Raw genomic sequence first — 21,911 nt, 5'->3', positions numbered from 1 at the left:
CTCGCGCCACCGCGCGAGTTTCTGGCGCTCTTCGAGATCCAAATGTGCGTAGCAGGTGCCCATCGATTGCTCTCCATGTAACCATCTGTTTCCATACAGAAGTTGCACTTCGAACGTGAATCCACCGCCACACGCAGCCAGCACGCGTAATGATAATTATGTAGTTTTTGTGTTAGCCTGTTTCCCTTAACTTCAGTCGAAGTAAGTCTGCCATTCGTCCTCGGTGATCCCTGCCAGCATGTTATCATGCACCCGCTTGACCATCGCGAGGTCATAGGCGCGGGTGCGGTAGAACTCGGCGGTCTTCTCGCTGCGTTGGCCACAAGCCCGCATGGCCAACTCCACGCCTTCCTGCCCCAATGGCGCGAGTTCGTCGTGCAGCTTGGTCCGAGCCGCGTGACAACCCGTGCCGAGCTCCATGCGCCAGGCCCGGCTGACGAACCCGTCGTGCAGCTTGTGATCCTCATGGCTGACGAAGAGCGGCCGCCTTTCGCGGAAGCACTTCTGGCGAAGGGTTTCGAGGTGATCCGGCGAGCTGCCCTGCAGGACCAGAAGGTCGATGAACATGCCGTAGGCCGGGATGATCGTCGGTGCATAGGGGACCCCGGTCTTCGACGTCCGGATGTTGAAGCGGTAGAAGCTGCCGTCCCAGAGCAGCTCGTGCCCGAACCGGATATTGGTATCCGCGACACGCATCGGGAACGGGCAGAAGAGCAGGAGCGCGACGGCGACGTTGCGCTTCAGCTGCGCGTGGCGTGGGTTCGACAGCCGTTCCGCTTCTCCCAGTAGATCGAACGCGAGACCCGCGATCTCGGCATAAGTTGGAAGGGCCATCACCTTGCCCTCCTTGAATGACAAGGTTCGTTCGGACATGTCCTCCCACAGACGGATCCGCGCGACGAGGTGGCGCTCCAGATCTTCATCGATGCCAATGTATTTCCCGAAGTCCCGCAGCTGCCGCAGAGCGGACAGGATCGTCCTCGGGCTCAAGCTCCGTTCGCGCGTGTAGAGAGAGTGCTCGTAGGCCGAGAGCGTCTCAATCGACAGTTCCACATCAAGGTCGCTGTTGCGGATCACGAGCCCCAGTTCGCACAGCTTGGTCCGGGTCGTGGTGATTAGCGGATCCGCCGGCGCTGCGCAGGCCACCCCCGGCAATCCGATCTCCATGTCCGCCAGGGCCTGCTGCCAGGCACCCGGCAGTTCCTGCGGATAGACCGAGAAACGCCGATGGCGCTGCGGATATGGCTTGAGATCCCGGGATCCGCCCCTTCGCTTGCTGGCGATCGCCTTTTCCAACTCGCGATGCGCAGGGCTGCGCTCGAAGAATACGCCGAAGGCCGATTGCAGCAAGCAGAGCTCATGCAGGCTGCGCTTTGCTCCGTATTTCTCGAAGAAGCCCAGCGTCATCTCCGGATCGCGTCGTCGCGCCCGATAGGCCAGGAACGCATCCAGCTCGCGAAGCTGCGGCAGCGACACCTTGCCGTTCACGACCAGCATCGGGATGTTGTGCAATTCGCGAATGGCCGCCCAACAAGGCGCCGCCACGATCCGCGCGGCCATTAGAGCCGGATCCCGGTAATACCGCATCACATCAGCTCCGCCTTCGTCGCGATCATCCGCTGGACGCGGTCCATCTCCGCGTCCTCATCGATGTCCTGGAGCGGTGTGGCGGGCAGCAGATCGGCGGGGATCGCCGCGCTGGCCCGTAGCGCCTCCAGCGTCTGGACTGCACGGACCAGTGACCGCCGACGACCGGGCGCTGCTGCCTCGACCCACTGGGCGACGATCGGCGTTGTCAGCTCGGTAGGGGGCAGATTCGCCTTGCGCGCCACGTCGGCAAGGGTCCTGACAGGGATCATCGAGGTAATCTCACCCCCGGTTTCGATCAGCGCCGTCTCGGTGACGGCGATGAGAATGGCCCAGTCGTCGTCGCGTGACCGCCGTTCCCGCCCGGCCGCCGCCTCGCCGAAGTACTCGCGCAAGGCGGCCTGCATCTTGCGCCGCCAGGCGAGGTGGGCCCGCTTGCCCTTGAACCGCAACGGGTCGAACCCGTTGCTCGGCCAGCGGCGCTGGAACGCCGCGAGATCGGCAGGCACGTCGGTCAGGCGGTTCGCGTTGTAGAGGGACACGCAGCGCTTGATCGCGCTGGCGTAGTCGATGCGCGTGGCCTCGGCATAGCGCGGGGAGGCCAGAACGTGGTCCAGCACATCCTGCATGTTGGAGGCGCGGCGCGGGGTGGGGGCCTGAGGCGTGGAGAGGTGGATCGTCATGTCGTTATTTGACTGTTTGTCGGTAATGCGAGGGGGACATGACGAAGGCCCGTGTGTTTTCCGCTTCCGAAAGAGAACGGGCCTTCGTCATATTGTCGGTTAGCTGCGGTTGTGTCCGTTCGTGGGCTTCTCGGCTGGCGCGAGGCGGGTCTTCACCACCAGCCTGCTCTGCAGAATGGGCTTGCGCGGCGCCGGGGTGAGCCACGGCTCGGGCTCGAGATCGTAGATGGCGGCCATGACCAGCGGCCGCAGATAGCGGCGGGTGCGAGGGCCCAGATCGACATGGCGCGGCAATCGCCACTCGGGGCAGCGGCTGTCCCCTGCCCTGCGGATCGTGCGGGCACAGCCACCGGTCAAGACAGCGACCTCGGCCACGGTCAGGAGCGGCGCCCGCATCGCTTCAATGCCCTCTTCGGGGACATTCCGGATGCCCCAGAGGGCGAACCAGATGTCGCGAAGGTCGTAGCGCTTGCCCGGCAGCGCCTTGATCCGCAGGTCCTCGAGAATGGCGCGGGCCGCGAGCCGCGAGACCTTCAGGTAGGCCTGCATGTCGGCGCCGGTCGCCAGCAGACGCGGCTCGAGTACCGTCACGGTCCGGCGGGCGGTGAAGTCCGGGATCCCCTGCCCGGCCAACTGCCGAGCACGGATGCTATTCGGCTTGGGATGCGGTTCAGGGGGGGTAGAAGTACGATTCGTCGTCATGGGCAGATCCCTGTTCAGTGGTCTGCCGAAGCAATTGAACCATCTCTGCGAAAATCCGAAACGGGTTTTTCCGAAATTTCTTGGCGGAGGCCGTCACCCCTGCCGCCGCGTACGGATCAGAAGCGCGCTCGCCTTGCCGAGGGCCGTCTCGAGATCAGTGAAAGCATGCTCCATCGCCCGCACCGAAGCCTCTCGCTCATCCCGGCTGTGGTTGCGCGCCGTTTCCCGCATCTCGGCTCGTGGCATGACGACGTGTCCCTGCCGCCGAGGCCGCCTGAACGGCCGGGCCGCGAGGCGCGCGCCCAAGCTTGGCACTGCCCAGATCCGCGCGGTCCGGCGGCCGGTGATCTCCTTCAGAAGGCCGAGATCCGTCAGCTCGTCCAATAGGGTCAGCGCGGTGCGGATCGACACGCCGATCGTCCCGGCCAGCAGCGCCGAGCTCAGCACCGGCGCGGTGCCGAAGGCCTGCACCGCATCGGCCATGCGCGAGCGGCCACCCCTGCCCTGCGCTGCCTCCTGCCCGCGCCGCAGCCAGTCGCGCGACAGCGCGAAGCGTCCGATCTCCGCCTCGAAGAGCCGTGCGAGATTGGTGCCAAGGGTCATGAGCCCCGCCTCGCTTCCAGGCGACCAAGGCTGGAAGTTCCGATGGCTCAGCGCGAGCGCCGGCGGCGAGACCCACTGCGCATCGACCCGGCCCGACAGGCCCCGCAGAACGTCCTCGGGACCGGTCCCACGCGCAGCCCGGCCTCGCAGGCTGCTGTCGGCCGCCATGAAGATCAACCTCTCGATGATCGGGTTGGCGCGCTGCGACAGCGCCGCATAGCCGGCCGCCGCCCGCGCCGCGCTCAGGATTGGCATGTCGCCGGGGCTGAGGTCTGCGAAGAGGCCCTCGATCTCGGCGTCATCGAGCCGCTGGCCTTCGGGCTCATCGTCCGGATCCACAGCGGGCCCCATGCCGGTGCCTGCCGCCCTCTCGAAGCGCCGGACGATCTGGACTGGTCGCGCCAGAGGATCGCCCGGCGCCTTCAGCACGCGGATCAGGCTCAGCGCCAGCTCCGCGCCGGTCGGATCCGCGTCCTGATTTCCATTCAGCGCGATGCGTGGCAGCAGGTCGCCCTCGGAAATCCGAATGCCCTCAAGACCAGCGCTCGCCACGGCTTCGGCCAGTGCGATCTCCGAGCGCCACAGGTTTCCGACCTCGGGCTCGGCCCGGGCCATGGCTTCTAGTCGCGCAGCCAGAACCTCGGCCCGCATGAAGATCGAGACAGCGCTTCGTGCTGTTTCGGTGTCGTCGGAGGTCATCAGGCAAGCCCCTGCTCTACCCCATAGTTCCTATGCTAATTGAGGATAGAATGCCTCATTTTCAATTGTCTTGGTGGATTGCTGGCGTGTTTCATCAGAACCTCTGAGGAAAGGGTCTGGAGAGGTGATCCCTCCAATCCGACGACCCCCTATAGGTGGAACGGAAGCCTCAGCTTCGTTCCGCGCCCTTGAAGGCAAAGGGACTGGCGCCTGTCGCCTCCCCTCCCCTACCAAGCCGGTCAAAGCCGCGCGCCTCTTGCCGGTGCTTTCAAACGACCGTATTCATCTATCTAATTGAATTGGAGAAACTGTGTTCTGCCAGCGGCATGAGGGCTTGACCGATGGTCACGTTCATCTCGCCTGCATTTGTGGGGCCGAACCAAAGGATTCAGAATGACCACGTTCCCAAGCCATCGGACCAAGATCAATCGCGCCATGCTCTAATCGATATTGGCGAGAACAGAGCTAGCGCCGAGGCCTTACTTCATGCCCTCCCCGAGAGCGTGATAGCACGGGTCACCGGACATAAACTCGCTGAGCTTCTCGATGCCATGTGGAAGCTCTCTCAAAACTCTAGGGCAAGTGTGGAAACCGAGGTCGTCAGCGACGACAGTTCCTGAGACGAGGACAAGCAGGCATTCCGGGAGCTGGCGTAGCGACCGCCGCCGCGCAAGTGGTTCGCCCGGATTGCCGAACATCTGAGGGAGGTGCCGAGCGGCTCGCAGTTCGAGGAGACGGTCGAGGTCGTGCTGTGCGGAGAGGCGGCACGCTAATGGCACTCATGGGATACGCCCGCGTCTCGACCGACCTTCAAGACACCGCGGCACAGCGCCGCGAACTGAAATCGGCGGGCTGCACCGAGATCCACGAGGAGTTCGCCTCCGGGGCCGCCCGGTCCTCGCGAAGCTGGTGGCCACCCTCGGCCGCGGTGACGTGCTGGTCGTGGTGCGCATCGACCGCCTGGCGCGTTCGCTCTCGCACCTGCTCGAGGTCATCGAGACGCTGGAGGCCAAGGGCGCGCATTTCCGCTCGCTTGGCGATCCGATTGACACGACTTCGGCGCAGGGCAAGTTCACGCTGCAGATCCTCGGCGCCACGGCGGTCTTCGAACGCGCGCTGATCCGCGAGCGGACGCTGGCGGTACTGGCCACGGCGAGAAAAAAGGCCGCGTCGGCGGCAATCCGGGGCTGCGGGACCGCGACCCAGAGGCGATCGCCAAGGTGCGCCGGGCACGCGACCGCAGCTACTTCGGCAAGCTGAACGAGGAGGCGCAGCAGTGGCTGCCCGCCATCCGGCAGTTCCGGCCGCGGCTGCCGTGGGAAGACGTTGTGCGGATCATCAACAGCCGGCATCCGGGCGCCAAGCCCTGGACGGTCGAGCGGCTGCGCCGCGCCGCTGGACGGTTCGTGAAAGACGGGTTGCTGGATCGCGCCGTGCTCGACCGCGCCCCGCCCGCGCAGAAGGACGACCGGATTCTCGCAATCATCGCGGGCATCAAAAGCTCAGCGCCGGAGATGGCGCTGAAGGAGATCGCGGCGCGGCTCGAAACGATGCGGGAGCCGACGCCGCGCGGCCGCTCAAAATGGGCGACATCATCGGTCGCGCATCTGTTGGCGCGGGTGCAGAAGGCAGGGCTGATGGACGAAGGCATCGGCGACCGTGACTAAGAATGTGATATTCGAGTGCTTCGGGTCGACATCGTATCAAGTACGGCCAAGTCTCCCTAGCGCGGCGACTTCTTCGTGTTTGGCCTTCATCGCCGCCATCTCAGCATGGTCGCTCTTGATCCGACGGGCGCCCACGTCCCGGAAAAGCCCCGTCATGAGCCGCAGCGCGTCGCGGCAGACCGGCTTGAGCACGTGCTCGTCCGGTAGGTGCGCCGTCTGATCCTCTCGCGCTTGGGCAAGGCGAAGAAGCTCCTTGGGACAGCATTGTCATAGCAGTTGCCATGACGGCTTCTCGGATGCTGATCGTGTCCCAAGGCGTGGCAAAGCTTATGGCGGGCCGAGCTGATCAGTCCATCTGTGCGGCATGCAGGCTGACGGTGGGACTGAACCGCCCCGCGTTCGCCGGAGGCTGATTGGTTTCAGCTACGCGGCCATACTCGATGTCTCCAGAGACGCGTAGTAATTTACCCCCGCTACCGCTGGAGAAATGTTGCCGATGGGCTCGAGCAGGCGGCGGTTGTTGAACCAGTCCACCCATTCGAGGGTCGCGTATTCGACCGCCTCGAAGCTGCGCCACGGCCCCCTGCGGTGAATGACTCCGGCCTTGAAAAGGCCATTGTTGCTCTCGGCCAGTGCGTTGTCATGACTGTCACCCTCGCTGCGCACGGAAGGTTCGATCCCAGCCCCGTCGAGGCGCTCGGTGTAGCGAATAGCAAGATATTGCGAGCCCCTGTCGGAATGGTGGACCAGCCCGGTGCCTTTCACCGGCCGGCGCTGTTGGACCGCCTGCTCCAAAGCATCGAGGACGAAGCTTGTATGGGCCGTACGGCTCACCCGCCAACCGACGATCCGCCTGGCACAGGCATTGAGGACGAAGGCCACATAAACGAAGCCCTGCCAAGTGGCGACATAAGTGAAGTCGCTTACCCATAGCCGGTTGGGTGCCGGCGCCCGGAACTGGCGGTTCACCTTGTCGCGCGGACAAGGGGTGGCCTTGTCCGACCGGGTCGTCTTGATCGGCTTGCCGCGAATGACACCCTGTAGCCCCATGGACCTCATCAGTCTCGCCACCGTGCAGCGCGCCACGTCGAAGCCCTCTCGCTCCAGCTGGCGCCACACCTTGCGAACGCCGTAGACGCGGAAGTTGGCATCGAACACACGCGCGATTTCTAGCCGCAGTTCTGCATCCCGCTTGGCACGCTCCGACCGCCGGGCCGGATCAACCCGTTTCGCTACGTGATCATAATAGGTGGACGGGGCAATCGGCAGCACCTTGCAGATCGGCTCGACCCCGTGCTCTCGGCGATGTTCGTCGATGAAGGCGACCATCATTTCGACCGGCGGTCGAGCTTCGCCTGCGCAAAGTCGATCGCGTCACGCCACCGGTTCGAGGGGCGTGATCGACGTACTGGCTTTGCGCAGGATATCGTTCGCCTGACGCAGCTCGCGGTTCTCGCGTTCAAGCACCTTCATCTTTTCGGCCATCTCAGCCGGTATGCCCGCCCGCTGGCCGCTGTCGATTTCTGCCCTCTTGATCCACTCGTTCAGCGTCTGCGGCGCGCAGCCAATCTTGGCCGAGATCGACGGGATGGCTGCCCAGCGGGAGTCATGCTGCCCTTCGTTGCCCAGAACCATGCGAGCCGCACGCTCTCGCACTTCAGGCGCATACTTGTTCGTCGTCTTGCTCATGCTCCACCTTACTCAGGAGTTGGAGCCTCCGACAAACCCGGAGCGGTTCATATCTGGCAAAGCGGGGCTAGGCGAGGTAGTCGGAGTTTCGTATGGACACGGAAGCCCCACTAGATGCGAGAACGCACGCTCCATGCCTGACATTTCCCCCCTAGCTCGGTTCGAGAACTGCCATAGTGGGGAGCGTATCGTTCTTGTGTGCAACGGCCCCTCACTCAATGAGATGGATCTCTCGCCGCTTCGCTACGAGACGGTATTCGGACTCAACAAGATCCACCTTGGGCTCCGGCGCTTCGGCTTCTACCCGCGTTACCTAGCTGCCGTGAATGATAAGGTCATCGCTCAGGAGGCGCCTGCCCTCCGCAAGATGACCGCGATCAAGTTCATAACCGACCGGTGTCGACAGCTGCTGCCGCAGGATGCTTTTACCTTTCACATCAACACCACTCGTATTCCTGAGCCCTTCTGCCATGACATCGCGCGGTCGGTACGGGAGGGTCACACAGTAACCTTCGTGGCTCTGCAGATCGCACGCTACATGGGTGCGGCCGAGGTGGTGATCGTCGGCCTGGACCACCGTTACACGCAAAGCGGGGCGCCCAATGCGCCGCTAAGAATGGAGGGGCCAGATCCCAATCATTTCAGTCCAGATTACTTCGGAGGCAAGGAGTGGGATGCGCCGAACCTCGCGCAGTCGGAAGCCTCCTACCGCTGCGCCCGCGAAGCCTATGAAAGAGAGGGACGCCGCATTATAGACGTCACTCGAGGAGGCGCTTGCACCATCTTCGAGAAGGCAAGATACGAGGACATATTCGGGAAGTGAAATGATGAGGGCGTCTTTCATCCGCTTCAGAAAATTACCGTGCATCGGACGCTAATTACTGAACGCGCCAGTAAAAAGATTTGAGGAGCAGGCAATGCTGGCAAGCATCGTTATTCGAACTCTCAACGAAGCAGAGTATCTCGAAGATCTGTTGATCATGATTGCTCGCCAGCGCTGCGAGGATCTCGCTCACGAAGTGATCGTGATCGATTCTGGATCTACTGATGATACGGTAGAGATCGCACGACGCCATGGGGCCCGTATAACGACCATCCACAAATCCGAATTTTCCTTCGGACGCTCCCTAAATATGGGATGCGAATTTTCCCGCGGAGATATTTTCGTATTCATCTCCGGGCATTGCGTTCCGGTTAACGAAAGATGGCTAGAAAATCTTTGCCGGCCCTTGATGAAGGGCCAGTCTGATTACAGCTATGGGCGCCAAGTAGGAGACGACGACAGTCATTTTTCGGAACGAAGGATCTTCGCTAAATATTTCCCGGAGAAAAGCTCCGTTCCTCAGGCAGGCTTTTTTTGCAACAATGCCAATTCGGCTCTCACTAGGGCGGCATGGGAGAGGTATCGCTTCGATGAGGAACTCACTGGCCTAGAAGATATGGAACTTGCTAAGCGCCTTGTCGCAGATGGGGGATGCGTCGGATACGTCGCGGAAGCTCCTGTGTTCCACCATCATACCGAAAGCTGGGCAAAAATCCGTCGGCGCTTTGAGCGTGAAGCCCTCGCGCTGCAAAGCATCATGCCCGAGGTTCACCTGAGGCGCTCGGACGTGCTGCGCTATGTCGCTAGCAGCGTCTGGCTTGACTGGAAAAGCGCAGTCCGACACGGCAAGTTTCAGTCCGATTGGTGGTCGATCGTGAAATATCGACTTGCACAGTACTGGGGGTCTTGGGCGGGAAATAATGACCACCGACGACTTTCCCAAGCCCAAAAAGACCGCTTCTTCTATCCTTCTGTAATCGAAAGTGACACTGCAAATGACTGGCTCAAGCCGAACCGTCGCCCTTCTGCCCATGAAAGCCAACAGCCAGCGCGTGAAGGGTAAGAATTTTCGCGTTCTCCATGGCAAGCCACTCTTCCGTTGGATCTTGGATTCGCTCCTCGAGATTGATGCCGTAGATCAAGTTGTTATTAATACGGACGCTCGCCACATTCTCGCTGAGAACGGACTGTCAGAGAGTGAGCGCGTAGTGATCCGCGACCGCAAGCCCGAACTGTGCGGCGATTTGGTATCGATGAACAAGATCATCGCCGACGATATCGAGGCCGTACCAGCTGATACCTATCTGATGACCCACACCACCAACCCTATGCTGTCGGCGCGCACCATATCCTCTGCACTAGACTGCTATATGGGTGCCCGGGCCAAAGGCGCCGCGGACAGCCTGTTCACGGTGAACAGAATCCAGACTCGTTTCTATAGGCAGGACGGGTCTGCGGTAAATCATGATCCCCTCAATCTCATTCAGACCCAGGATCTGGAGCCTTGGTTCGAAGAGAACTCCTGTCTCTACATCTTTTCGTCAGAGAGTTTTGCTGCAACCGGTGCGCGGATCGGCCGGAAGCCGGAAATGTATGAAACCATAAAACTCGAGAGCGTCGACATCGACACGCCCGAGGACTGGGACATGGCCGAATGCGTGGCCATGCTTCAGGCGGTGCGCAAGCACGACCAAGAACTGGATGTGGAGTTGCCCGCATGAAAGATGTCATCGTCACTTGCCCGCCAATGCTTGGCCAGTTCGACCGCTTCGTCGATTTTGCCGCCGACCGGGGCCTCAGGTTGCACCGGGCCCAGACTACCCAGATCCTTTCCGAAGAAGAACTTAAGGTACTCCTTCCGGACTATGACGGCTGGATCATCGGTGATGACCCAGCCACTCGTTCCGTGTTTGAGGCCGGTCAGGCCGGACGTCTGACCGCTGCGGTAAAATGGGGGATCGGTGTCGACAACGTCGATTTCGAGGCCTGCCGGGACCTTGGAATTCCCATCATCAACACACCGCAGATGTTCGGCACGGAGGTCGCCGATGTCGGTCTCGCCTACGTGATCGGCCTCGCACGCGAGCTATTTTCCATCGACCGGGGCGTCCGGGCGGGCGGCTGGCCGAAACCGGCCGGGATCTCGCTTGTCGGTCGACATGCCGGCGTAGTGGGCATGGGTGATATCGGCCGCAACATGATCACGCGATTGCAAGCCCTCGGCATGCGAGTTACCGCCTATGATCCCGGCATCGAGGGAGACGCTGGCATTGCTGATCTCTATCGGGCCCCTTGGCCCGAGGCAGTCGAGGATCTCGACGTCTTGGTTTTCACCTGCGCTCTGAACCGCCAAAACTTTCATATGCTCGATGCGACCGTACTTAAACGCGTCCGACCAGGGATCCGTATCGTCAACGTAGCACGAGGCCCCCTGATCGACGAAACCGCGCTGATCGAGGCGCTGCAAGACGGGCGCGTCCACTCGGCGGCGCTTGACGTCTTCGAGGTTGAGCCATTGCCGATCGAAAGTCCTCTGCGCGGCATGGATCGCTGCATCTTCGGCTCGCACAATGGATCCAACAGCGTCGACGCGGTGATCCGAGCGAGCCATCAGGCTATAAATCGGATGGCGGAATTCATGGATCCAGTCAGCTCAAAGGTGAAGTGATGCGTATTCTGGTAACAGGTGGAGCCGGCTATATAGGGTCCCATACAGCTCTCGAACTGCTGGCAAAGCAGCATGACATCTGCATTCTCGATAATTTCAGGAACAGCTCGCCGGAATGCCTGAGGCGGATAGAAAAGCTGTCCGGCCACCACTTCTCCCAGATCACTGCAGATGTCAGTGACAGCGAGGCTATGGAAGGCCATCTCGACGCGTATCGTCCCGATGCCGTGATCCACTTCGCCGGATTAAAGGCGGTAGGCGAGAGCGCGGAAAAGCCGGTCGAGTACTACGACGTGAACGTCTCGGGCACGATAAATCTGCTCAGGGCAATGGACCGGTCGGGATGCCGTAAAATTATCTTCTCCTCCTCGGCAACCGTATATGGTCGGCCCGAATACCTGCCGTTCGACGAAAACCACCCCTGTGCGCCAGAAAACGTATATGGCCGCACGAAACACATGGCCGAGAAGATCATACAAGACTGGCAAGGCGCACGGTCGGATTCCTCAGCGGTGCTACTGAGATATTTTAACCCCGTGGGCGCGCACGACTCTGCAGAAATCGGCGAAGATCCCACCGACACACCGAACAACCTTTTGCCGTATGTGTCCCAAGTGGCCATCGGACGTCGCGATCGGGTCTCAATATTCGGCGCGGATTATGAAACTCGCGACGGGACAGGAATGCGCGATTACATCCATGTCGTCGACCTCGCCCGCGCCCATGTCGCGGCTTTGGAACTGGCCGATCGACACCAGGGTACCGAGACCATCAACGTCGGCACCGGCGCCGGTCATACGGTTCGTGAAATGATCGACGCCTTCTCACGAGCGAGCGGTCGAGATATCCCCTACGTCGTTACCGATCGCCGACCTGGAGATATCGCAACTTCCATTGCCGATCCCTCCAAAGCTTACAAGCTTATGGGATGGAAAGCGGAACGCACACTTGACGAAATGTGCACGAGTACATGGGCATGGCAGCAACGGAACCCGAACGGATTTCGAGGGCCGGGCCATTCGAACCCTACCAAGAACGACGTACGGCAAGGATGATAAGTGCAATTGCAATTCAGTAATCCGGAAACGCCCATTAAGAAGAGAATACTGATCTTCACAGACAGCCGCGGCCAACACAAACCGGACGACGGAACATATGACATTTTTGCGGAACGCCTTGCAAAAGATAGCAGGCTCGACGTCAAAATGTACCTGTGCCCCTACAAGTGGACAACCACGCTGGACTTTCTGGAAAGTTTTACACCAGAAGATTTATATGAATACGACCACGTTGTACTCTATACAGGTATTGTAGAGTGGTCGCCGCGTCCCTCCGAAAGCGCCATAAAAGATCTTTACGACAATAGGGACCAGCGCAACAAAGGTAATATATCTCTAAATACAAGAGATTATTCCAAAAAGATAATAAATTGCAAGAAAAGAATATTTGATGAGGTGTTCGGAGAGTCTGAAGTCACGAACCATCTAAAGGGACATTTCGACGCAGAATACGAGGGGCAGAAGACAAACAACCTGTACAGCCTAGACATGGCGCCGAAGGTAATTGACAGGTTGAGCAGAATACCCAACTTGGTATTTTTGGTTGCGAACCGTTTCGTCCCGGGTTGGGAGGGAAACTTCAAGAGAGGTCGCCCCAGTAACATCTCGCTGACGCACGCCTATGCAGACCTATTCGCCGAACAACTGTCCGCTGCCGGGATTCCCCTCGTCGACCTCAGGGCTTGGGATGAAAACGATGTCCAGAAATACACTTGCGACAATATTCACCTGACTCAAGCCGGGAGCGAATATATCTATACGGAGCTGATGAGAGTTATGAATATGTCACCCCTACCCGTGGATAAAACGTCTTTCACATTTCCAAATTACGAGTTCTCCGGCTTTGCTCCCATAGAGCGGATCGACGCCAAGAAGAAAAAACGCATTATGGACTCTATAAAATGCGATGACCAGTATCTTGCGACGTTGGTGATCGGGGTCCGCGATAATCCAGAACAGCCCGAAAGACGTGCGAATTTAAAGTTTCTTCTTGAATGGATCGACCATTACTATGGCGACATTTACGAAGTATTGATTGTTGAGCAAGACTCGAAACCTCAACTCGACCTCGCCTTTCTAGATCCCAAATCCTACGTCAGGCACGAGTTCATATACAACCCGTCTGATTTTAACCGTGGATGGGGATACAACGTAGCGGTCCGGCATTTCTGCCAAGATGCCCACGTGGTGGCGCTCATGGACACCGATGTTCTGACCGGGCCGAACTTCTTGAGAGACACGATCGACTGTCGTGAAAAGCTGCACGTCGTCTCCCCATACGTCAATATATACTACTCCGATGAGACTGAGGTCGAAGAGATTCGGCGAACCTATCGGCTGACTTCCCTCAAGGACAAAAGCAAAATTCGCAACCCGGTGACGATTTCCGGAGGCGTGGTCATCTTCAACCGATCCGTGTTTCTCGCGGTAAAAGGGTTCGAACAGTATGTGGGATATTCCTGTGAAGATCGGGCGTTAGACGTCACTGTTCTCAATCACATTGCACCCGAGAAGATTAAGGTCAGCCGGCAGACCTATGTTCACCTTCACCACCCTACCGATCAGGCAGCCCGTAGCAGATTCAAGGAGATATACGGTCATCTGACCGAAAACTACTGCTGCAAGTACGACCCTTCCATCCGGCCAGGAGAGTATATCCATAAGAATTGCTCCCATGCCGGCCGGCAGACGACTCTCCAACTCCTTATCGATCGCGCCGAAGACTTTGGAGACCTTGACCTCTATAAGAGCGGTGATCAGATCACAGTCAATGGTCGACGAGTCAGGGAAACGAATAAAGCAGCGATCGAAGAGACCGCTATATTCCCCCCAGACTTCAAGGGACTGGAAGATTACCCGAAGCGCGAAGTATATGCCAGTGCGGGCCAACCCGATACGGCTGATTTAAGGGCGTTCCACAATAAATATCAAGGTAAGCGATGCTTTATCATCGGCAATGGACCGTCCCTTAACAAGCACGACCTATCGCTTCTAGAGGATGAGTACTCGTTTGGTGTGAACTCTTTCTACTACAAAACGCGAGAATCTGGCTTCAGGCCCACATTCTATGTGGTTGAAGATAATTCCGTCATGAAAGAGAACCTTCAAGAAATCAGAAACTACGACGCACCATTCAAATTCTTCCCCACGATATACTCCAAACTTCACGAAAAGACCCCGAACACATTCTTTTTTGAGATGAATAGGGGGTTCTACGAGAAATCTTCGCCCAATTACTGCGTTCCTCGCTTCTCGACGGACGCCAGCAGGGTATTATATTGCGGCCAATCCGTGACCTACATCAACCTCCAGCTTGCGTTTTACATGGGCTTTACGGAGGTATATCTGATCGGGATGGATTTCGATTATATCATTCCGGAAAGCCATAGTCGCAACGGGGACGTTCTGACCTCAGACTCCGACGACCCGAACCACTTTCACAAAGACTACTTTGGGAAGGGGAAGACCTGGAAAGATCCAAAGCTAGAGCGTGTGTTAGCCAATTATAAGATGGCCGATCTGGCCTTCTCTTCGGTAGGTAGGAAGATATACAACGCGACCAAGGGCGGGAAACTGGAACAGTTTGAACGCGTCGATTACGACGTACTGCTCAACAATGGCAAGGGATCGGCGGCGCCAATCGAAGGCCAGCACCCCGAAACATTCTGTGGCATCTATCTGATCGAGGACGGCGCGCTGTCGCAGCGGATTGATCCCGACGAGGCAGGTCTCCTTCTACCGAATTCCGTCGGAAGCGGCGTTCTTCTATATCAGGATCCCCGCTCAACGCTGAATGCGTCTGCCCGACAAGGCGACGTCAAGACGACCTTGGAGCGGTGGCAGTGCGACGCCGAGCGCCATCTTGAGCTCTACCGGCAGTATCGCGACAAGCTAACGGTTTTTTGCGCTGATGATCTCTTGAGCGGAAAGACCGGCTTTCCCAAGCTACTAGAAGAAAAGGGATTGAACATTTCGGAGTTCGAGAGCGCGATCACGCCAAAGGGCGACCCAATAACCAAGGCTTTGGCCCAAGCTGCTCTCCAAGATATGCCTGAGGTGCTCCGGACATTTCTTGAGCTACAGGCGAGCAGCACGCGACCGCGAGGCTTCGATTTCTCAATGGATATTGACGACGCGCTTAATAGGCTGAGAAGCCTTTCCGCGAAGATGCAAACTTTGGAAATTGCCTCACGACGAACACAAGGGCAACTTAAGGAAGAGCAGACCACCCGCGCGCTCCTTGAGCAGCAATTGGTTCAGCTGCGTGCAACTGCCGACAAATACTTTTCCGACTCCGAGAAGGCCAAGAAGACCATTGCAGAACTGGAGGCAGAGCGCAGTCGTCTCGACGAGAATATTAAAGAAATTCTTCGATCCACCTCGTGGCAAGTCACTGGGCCATTGAGAAGCGCAAAGCGGCTGATATCAGGTACAAAATAGATGATTGTTTCGGACCGTCTTTTTCCCGGAGCAGAAATGCTTGGAACTTTAGTGGTCGTGGGGGGAGAAGTGCATCTTCCCTCCCTTCGGCGCATAGCAGCCCAAAAGATATTCTTGTTCGAGGCCAGGCGGGACGTTTTCCTTAGACTTAAGCGTGATCTTTACGATGACCGCATTACTGTCACTCATGCCATTCCTAACCTTTTCGGAAGGAACGAGGAATTGGTTAGATTCAATGTTCCAATGCATGATTCGCCTCTGGCGCCGTCCGGACTTCTGAGCCTGTATCAGAACTTGCTTGAGACCGGTCGAGAGACGGTTCCCGGTCTTTCCTTCCAGGAGATGGCTGTCATGCTGGAGTTCTCCTCCGATCACCCCAATCGGTTGATCATTGATGTCCCAGGCGCCGAACTGAACATCCTGAGGGGCCTTAATGATGAAGGCCTCCTCGCAGATTTCGACTGCGTCACTGTCCAAACCTCGCGCTCAACGCTATACACGAATGGGAGCGATCTACAAAGTTGCATCGCTTGGTGCGATACGGCGCTTGATCAAAAAAGCATTCGGCAAAGTGATGCGGATCCTGAGAGACCGATCCTGTCCATTTACCCCAACAAGGAAGCTGAAAATCTATCGTCTCGTGTCAGGGAAATATCAGCAGAGCTTTCCACTGCATTGAAAGAATTGGATATCACGAAAGAAAAGCTCCGCGATGAGGCAAGCCGACTCGAGAAAATGCAGAAAGAATCTGCGGATTTGCAGTCAAAGAACAGGGAGTTCGCCAAGAAGCTGGAGAACACGGAGTCCTATGCGAAACGGCTAGCGGAAGACCTAAGAAGAGCTCGAAGAGATGCTGAGCTTCTGATTGGTACAAACGAAGTGTTCAGGGGCGGACAAGAGGAACTGATAAAACTGCGTGGGCAAGTAGAAATTCTACGAGACTTTCTCGCATCTACAAGGAGATAGGATATCACCCCCAAGCACACAGACGAAGGCGACGATCTTGTGAACATCAGAGGCTTATTTTGCAACGGCCATTGGAACGATCTCGCTCATGTCACAGAGGACGAGATTCTCGCCTCGGCCGATCCAGCCTTGGCCTCCCTTCTAGTGGGGGTCGGCCGTGGCCAGATCGGTGATATGATTGGAATGCGCAATCTTGTCGATCAAGCCTGCAGCTTAGGGTGTGACCCTCAGCTCGTCGAAGGAGTGCTTCTCTCTTCTGCCAATAATAGTCTCGGGCGTGTTGCAGCTTTTCTAGCGCCCTCTCAGGCAGGTGGATTCTTTAAGGAGTCTATTCACTTGGATGCTAAAGCCGCTGATAACTCCTCAACCGGCCGTCAAAGGTACTACAGGCAGCTCATAGAGATGAGGCTCCTTCCAGAAACCGCCGCGGAGATTCGCGAAGAGCTTGATGCTTCCGAGGAAGCCGCAAGCAAGCAGAATATTGAGGAAACCAAGTCTCTTTTAGCTCTCTTGCAAGATCATCTCGTTCGCCCGTATACCTATGACAATGCGCCAGCACCAGAAGCGCCGAAGAGCCGCGTTTACAGTGATGCTGTAGCTGAAATCTTTCGGACAGAAACGGATTTACGAGAGAAGATCCGTGAGAAGTCACTCACCTTCCCTCGCGCAGAACGTGGCGACTTTTACATATCTGTATCGGACAAATATTTCTCTCTAGGGAACGTTCAGTCTGGCTTCGACAGCTTGGCGGAGGCGGAAGCACAGCTCAAATGCGATGACGTCGAACCCCGCATTCGAATTTCCCGCCGCTATCTTCTTCGTAACGAAGCATGGCGGGCCGCTTCCTGCTTGGCCAACTCATTCCTGACGGACACAGCCCTATTCACTCCGCTACAACGGCGGGCGATGCAACACGCTCTAGAGAAGGGCGAAGGGGGAAGAGGGGAGCATGGTCACGCACTTCTACTCAAAGCGCTAGAGAGCACCCCACCCGCCACTTTGCGTCATCGCATCCTGTTGGAGGTCGGAACGACGCGCGAGCGCACACCCGGGCAGGGCTCAACCATGAAACTTGCGAAGTTCTGCCAAGCGCATAACATGCATTTCGTGACCGTTGATATGGACCCTGACAACAGCTTAGAGGCGCGGAAGAGCTTCGATGCCGAAGCTATGTCTTTCGAAGCAGTGACGGACCGAGGAGAATCCTATCTTTCCAACTGGAATGGAAGATTGGATTATGTGTTTCTGGACGCGTATGACTTCGATCACGGCAAGCATAGCGAACTTCGGCAGGGGCGGTACGAAAAGTTCTTGGGATCTCGCATAGACGAGTCCGAATGTCACGAAATGCATCTGAAATGCGCCATAGCTTTGGTCGACTGCCTGTCCCCGGACGGCCTGATATGCATCGACGATACCTGGCGCGATGCAGCCGGCAACTGGACCGCCAAAGGAACTTTGGCTGTCCCCTACCTTCTGGATAACGGCTTCCAGATCATTCGCGAAGCTCAGAATGCCATTCTGCTCAGCCGCCACAAGGCTGGTGCGACTTTTGTTAAAGACAATTCACAGATAACCCTGAGACGCCTCATTCTCGACGTCGACCACCAATATAAGCTAGAAAATTCGGATCATACCGAGGGCTGGAGACACGAAGAGGCCAGCCTCTTCTATGAGCACCTCAAGAGCGATCTAGACCCACAGTTCTGTTTCGACCTCGCATCCGGTCAGTCAGCCTTACCGTTGATCTTGGCAAGCCGTTTCTCAGACGTTCCTGTGATGTCTATTGAGTTCGATCAGAGAGTTAACTCATTCCTTCGTCACAACGCAAAGTCGAATGGCTTAGAATCTATCTCCGTACTTCCTTCAGAAGAATATCTTGAGAAGAACTCGGAAGACCTAGAAAATGCAGCCGTCTTCAAGCTCATCGAATCGATTAATGGTTGCGATAGATTCTACGGGAGAATTGGATCTAGGGCGCCCATCGAAATTTTCTTAGAAAAACTTCGAGATAAGTTCCTCCAGTCGCAGGACTGGCTTTTGAGGTTTGAGTTTTCACCGATGAGACTGGTTTCTCAGGGAATAGACCCGACAGAGGTTATCAGCTCGTTGATACGGGACTACGCCGTATCAGAATTTCCGGATAGATACGGGTACAGAGATAGGCTGCGGTCGTTTCACATAAAGGGCCTCGTATCCAATGAAAGCAGCACTGAATTTGTCGAATACTGTCGCGCCAAGGAGAGGAATGATCTCGGTACAGTAGATCTCCTGCTTTCTCACCCCTGTGGCCTGCTCGGCACTGCGGGTAAGAAATGACCAAGGTCGCGCTCATCACTGGCATCACAGGCCAGGATGGTTCCTACCTGTCCGAGCTGCTCTTAGAGAAAGGGTACGAAGTACATGGCATCAAGCGTCGGGCTTCCTCGTTCAATACGCAGCGGGTGGACCACCTTTATAAAGATCCACATATCGAAGGCGGCCGGTTTCACCTTCATTACGGGGATCTGACCGATAGTTCTAATCTGACACGGATTTTGGCAGAAGTTCGGCCCGACGAGATATACAATCTCGGGGCGCAATCCCACGTTGCCGTCAGCTTCGAGGCCCCAGAGTATACGGCCGATGTAGATGCCCTTGGTGCCTTGCGCCTGCTTGAGGCGCTACGTTTCTTGGGGCTCGAAAAGGATGTCCGGTACTATCAGGCCTCGACCTCTGAGCTTTACGGATTGGTCCGCGAGACGCCGCAGACCGAGACTACGCCGTTTCACCCTCGCTCACCCTATGCTGTAGCCAAGCTCTACGCCTATTGGATGACGGTGAACTACCGGGAGGCATATGGGCTTTTTGCCTGCAACGGCATCTTGTTCAACCACGAGAGCCCGCGGCGGGGGGAAACCTTCGTGACTCGCAAGATTACGCGCGGACTATCGAACATCGCTCTGGGGCTAGAACCCTGTCTCTATATGGGCAACATCGATGCTCTGCGTGACTGGGGTCATGCCAAGGACTTTGTCCGCATGCAATGGATGATGCTCCAGCAGGACACACCCGATGATTTCGTCATCGCCACTGGCAAGCAGTATTCCGTACGTAATTTCATCACTTGGGCAGCAGAAGACTTGGGCATTACGTTGCGCTTCGAAGGAGTCGGGGTAGACGAGATTGGTATTGTCGAAGCCATTGAGGGCGAGCTCGCGCCTATGCTCAAGCCGGGTGACGTGATCATGCGCATCGACCCACACTACTTTCGCCCTGCTGAAGTCGAAACGCTCTTGGGCGATCCCAGAAAGGCGCGCGAGAAGCTGGGTTGGGTACCGGAGATCACTGCACGCGAAATGTGTCGCGAAATGGTCGCCGCAGACCATATGGCAGCGCAACGCCATGCGTTCTTGAAATCCCATGGGTTCGGTCCACCCGTCAAATTCGAAGGCTAAGCACATGGCAAAAATCTTTATCGCCGGACATCGGGGCATGGTCGGAAGTGCGATCCTGCGGCGGCTCGCAGCACGCGGGTGCGACGAGTTGGTAACCCGAACGTCCGACCAGCTTGATTTGTGCGATCAGGGCGCCGTACGAGAATTTATGCAGAATGAGCGGCCAGATGCGGTCGTGCTGGCGGCGGCCAAAGTCGGCGGCATCTATGCCAATAATGTCTATCCGGCCGATTTCATCCACGACAACCTTATGATACAGACCAACGTGATCGGGCAGGCACATGCAGCGGGGGTACAACGTCTTCTATTCCTCGGATCCTCCTGCATCTATCCATGTGAGGCAGAACTCCCTATCTCCGAGGAAGCCCTTTTGACCGGGCGACTAGCGGCGACCAACGAACCCTATGCGGTCGCTAAGATCGCCGGCATCAAGACTTGTGAAAGCTTCAATCGGCAATATGGACGGGACTATCGGTCGGTGATGCCCACCAATCTTTACGGCCCAAGGGACAACTTTCACCCAGAGAACAGCCATGTGATGCCAGCCTTGATCCGGCGTTTTCATGAAGCTCGTGAATGCGGGGCCAGTTCCGTGACCGTATGGGGGTCGGGACGACCACGGCGGGAATTCTTGCACGTCGACGACATGGCCGACGCGAGCATTTTCCTCTTGGGCCTTGATCGACACTTCTATGAATCGAAGACCAAACCCATGATGAGCCATATCAATGTCGGCTCCGGCAGCGAAATATCGATCGGGGACTTAGCTCGACTAATTGCAGAGATCACGGGATTCCAAGGGTGCATAGAGTTCGACACATCAATGCCGGATGGAACATTCAGCAAGTTGATGAATTCCAGACGCCTTCATGAATTGGGATGGCAGCCTAAGGTCCGGCTAGAGGATGGAATCCGAGCAACATACTGCTGGTATTTAGAGAAGATAAAGTCTCGAACTTCCGCTCCTAGGGGCTGAGTTCGAATATTGTTGTCCTAAGGCCCATCTTTTCTCCGGTCTGACGAAAAACCCGTGAGTGATTTCTGAGGCTGTGCGGCCTCCTGTTCCAGCGCTGTATTCATAGTAGATTCGGCGGACTTGGCTGCTGCCGGTCCCGTGGACACGACGATAAGATCGTGACCATGGGATTGGAGACCTCAGATGAAGAGACGAACGTTCAGCCGAGAGTTCAAGATCGAGGCTGTGAAGTTGGTTACGGAGCGCGGTGTTGCCGTCGTCCAGACATGCCGGGATCTGGAGTTGTCCGAGAGCGTGCTGCGCCGATGGATGCGCGAGGTGGGAGACGCCCCGCTTTGAGGATTCCCGGGCCACGGGCGGATCAGCCCTGAGCAGGCCGTGATCGCGGCCTTGCGCAAGGAGGTCGCCCGTCTCAAGGCGGAGCGTGACATCCTAAAGACCATTCCGGGCCGACGCCCGCCTGTGCGGGATAGAAACGCCGCATGCTACGCTCGACCAGGAAGGCAGCGGCCTTTCGCTTATTGGTGGGTTCGACCCCGTCAAAAACGTGGCCCATGGGTTCATGCGCACTTGAGAGTGGTGACGCCGGCTGTCCGCGCGATCCCGGTTAGGAAGATGACGAACTGGCGTAACCCACGCCCTCCGCTCGAACGGAGGAGATGCCATGACGAAAGCCAAGACCGGTAGCGACCCGCAGATGAAGCTGGTCACTCCTTGGTCTGGAGCCGTCGATATCGGATCGACGATGCACATGGCGGCGGTCAGCCCTGAGAGTTGCGACACGCTGACCTGAGACCCGTCTTTCCTCCGGTTTGACGGAGAATCCATGGGTGGTTTCTGAGGCTATGCGGCCTGCTGTTCCAGTGCTGTTTTCATGGCAAATTCGGCGGGTGGGATATTGCCCAAGGCTGA

Annotated in this window: 16 protein-coding genes, 3 pseudogenes and 1 other annotated feature; of the genes and pseudogenes, 14 read left to right on the top strand and 5 right to left on the bottom strand. The window is 57.4% G+C overall.

From position 1 onward, the window contains the following. Positions 1-192: 192 nt before the first annotated feature. The 4 genes from LOS8367_RS18300 to LOS8367_RS18285 all read right to left on the bottom strand — a co-directional run bounded on the left by LOS8367_RS18300 (position 193) and on the right by LOS8367_RS18285 (position 4,274). Entirely contained in the window at positions 193-1,560 is a 1,368-nt protein-coding gene (locus LOS8367_RS18300) for a hypothetical protein (RefSeq protein WP_085897980.1), read from the bottom strand. Positions 1,561-1,586: 26 nt separating this feature from the next. Then, positions 1,587-2,270, bottom strand: a complete 684-nt coding sequence (locus tag LOS8367_RS18295; RefSeq protein WP_085897979.1) for a hypothetical protein — start codon at positions 2,268-2,270, stop codon at positions 1,587-1,589. 99 nt (positions 2,271-2,369) lie between these two features. Continuing rightward, positions 2,370-2,972 carry a hypothetical protein gene (locus LOS8367_RS18290; RefSeq protein ID WP_133056383.1) on the bottom strand — a complete coding sequence of 201 codons (603 nt, stop codon included), beginning with the start codon at positions 2,970-2,972 and terminating at the stop codon, positions 2,370-2,372. Positions 2,973-3,065: 93 nt separating this feature from the next. Next, positions 3,066-4,274, bottom strand: a complete 1,209-nt coding sequence (locus LOS8367_RS18285; RefSeq protein WP_085897977.1) for a hypothetical protein — start codon at positions 4,272-4,274, stop codon at positions 3,066-3,068. A 341-nt stretch (positions 4,275-4,615) separates the two neighbouring features. Between LOS8367_RS18285 and LOS8367_RS19225 the strand changes: the two genes are divergently transcribed. Both LOS8367_RS19225 and LOS8367_RS18275 read left to right on the top strand, forming a co-directional pair. Further along, positions 4,616-4,894 carry a hypothetical protein gene (locus LOS8367_RS19225; RefSeq protein WP_085897976.1) on the top strand — a complete coding sequence of 93 codons (279 nt, stop codon included), beginning with the start codon at positions 4,616-4,618 and terminating at the stop codon, positions 4,892-4,894. A 152-nt stretch (positions 4,895-5,046) separates the two neighbouring features. Beyond that, positions 5,047-5,941, top strand: a pseudogene (locus LOS8367_RS18275) (recombinase family protein). A 423-nt stretch (positions 5,942-6,364) separates the two neighbouring features. Here the strand turns inward: LOS8367_RS18275 and LOS8367_RS18270 are convergent. Next, positions 6,365-7,630, bottom strand: a pseudogene (locus LOS8367_RS18270) (IS3 family transposase). Continuing rightward, positions 7,196-7,309: a sequence feature (AL1L pseudoknot), on the bottom strand. Its footprint overlaps the pseudogene before it by 114 nt. Here LOS8367_RS18270 and LOS8367_RS18265 point away from each other — a divergent pair. From LOS8367_RS18265 to LOS8367_RS19430, 12 genes and pseudogenes are all read left to right on the top strand, one after another. Beyond that, positions 7,530-8,453, top strand: a complete 924-nt coding sequence (locus LOS8367_RS18265; RefSeq protein WP_306456271.1) for a 6-hydroxymethylpterin diphosphokinase MptE-like protein — start codon at positions 7,530-7,532, stop codon at positions 8,451-8,453. The pseudogene LOS8367_RS18270 and the gene LOS8367_RS18265 sit on opposite strands and share 101 nt — an antisense overlap. Positions 8,454-8,547: 94 nt before the next feature. After that, positions 8,548-9,516 carry a glycosyltransferase family 2 protein gene (locus LOS8367_RS18260; RefSeq protein ID WP_085897974.1) on the top strand — a complete coding sequence of 323 codons (969 nt, stop codon included), beginning with the start codon at positions 8,548-8,550 and terminating at the stop codon, positions 9,514-9,516. Further along, a complete protein-coding gene (locus LOS8367_RS18255; RefSeq protein ID WP_085897973.1) occupies positions 9,485-10,174 on the top strand; it encodes an acylneuraminate cytidylyltransferase family protein in 690 nt (229 codons plus the stop codon). The genes LOS8367_RS18260 and LOS8367_RS18255 overlap by 32 nt, the downstream gene beginning before the upstream one ends. Further along, positions 10,171-11,121, top strand: coding sequence for a phosphoglycerate dehydrogenase (locus LOS8367_RS18250; protein WP_085897972.1), 951 nt, complete (start codon positions 10,171-10,173; stop codon positions 11,119-11,121). The genes LOS8367_RS18255 and LOS8367_RS18250 overlap by 4 nt, the downstream gene beginning before the upstream one ends. After that, the gene (gene galE / locus LOS8367_RS18245; protein ID WP_085897971.1) at positions 11,121-12,176 is read left to right on the top strand and encodes a UDP-glucose 4-epimerase GalE; all 1,056 of its coding nucleotides are present in this window, start codon (positions 11,121-11,123) and stop codon (positions 12,174-12,176) included. The genes LOS8367_RS18250 and galE overlap by 1 nt, the downstream gene beginning before the upstream one ends. A gap of 3 nt (positions 12,177-12,179) precedes the next feature. Next, positions 12,180-15,620 carry a 6-hydroxymethylpterin diphosphokinase MptE-like protein gene (locus LOS8367_RS18240; protein ID WP_207569300.1) on the top strand — a complete coding sequence of 1,147 codons (3,441 nt, stop codon included), beginning with the start codon at positions 12,180-12,182 and terminating at the stop codon, positions 15,618-15,620. After that, complete coding sequence (locus LOS8367_RS18925) at positions 15,621-16,586, top strand: class I SAM-dependent methyltransferase (RefSeq protein ID WP_133056382.1); 966 nt, start codon at positions 15,621-15,623, stop codon at positions 16,584-16,586. 39 nt (positions 16,587-16,625) lie between these two features. Then, positions 16,626-18,905: a hypothetical protein gene (locus LOS8367_RS18920; RefSeq protein ID WP_133056381.1), complete on the top strand. Its 2,280-nt coding sequence runs from the start codon at positions 16,626-16,628 to the stop codon at positions 18,903-18,905. After that, the gene (gene gmd, locus LOS8367_RS18225; RefSeq protein ID WP_085897968.1) at positions 18,902-20,023 is read left to right on the top strand and encodes a GDP-mannose 4,6-dehydratase; all 1,122 of its coding nucleotides are present in this window, start codon (positions 18,902-18,904) and stop codon (positions 20,021-20,023) included. The genes LOS8367_RS18920 and gmd overlap by 4 nt, the downstream gene beginning before the upstream one ends. Before the next feature lie 4 nt (positions 20,024-20,027). Beyond that, a complete protein-coding gene (locus LOS8367_RS18220; protein WP_085897967.1) occupies positions 20,028-20,999 on the top strand; it encodes a GDP-L-fucose synthase family protein in 972 nt (323 codons plus the stop codon). A gap of 183 nt (positions 21,000-21,182) precedes the next feature. Further along, positions 21,183-21,437: pseudogene (locus LOS8367_RS19355) on the top strand (transposase); the annotation flags it as partial. A 226-nt stretch (positions 21,438-21,663) separates the two neighbouring features. Continuing rightward, a complete protein-coding gene (locus tag LOS8367_RS19430) occupies positions 21,664-21,792 on the top strand; it encodes a hypothetical protein (RefSeq protein WP_278247982.1) in 129 nt (42 codons plus the stop codon). Positions 21,793-21,911: the final 119 nt, after the last annotated feature.

The organism is Limimaricola soesokkakensis (genome assembly GCF_900172345.1).
Classification (GTDB): Bacteria; Pseudomonadota; Alphaproteobacteria; order Rhodobacterales; family Rhodobacteraceae; genus Limimaricola; species Limimaricola soesokkakensis.
The sequence above is the reverse complement of the archived record's forward strand: the minus strand, read 5'-3'. Positions and strand labels throughout refer to the sequence as shown.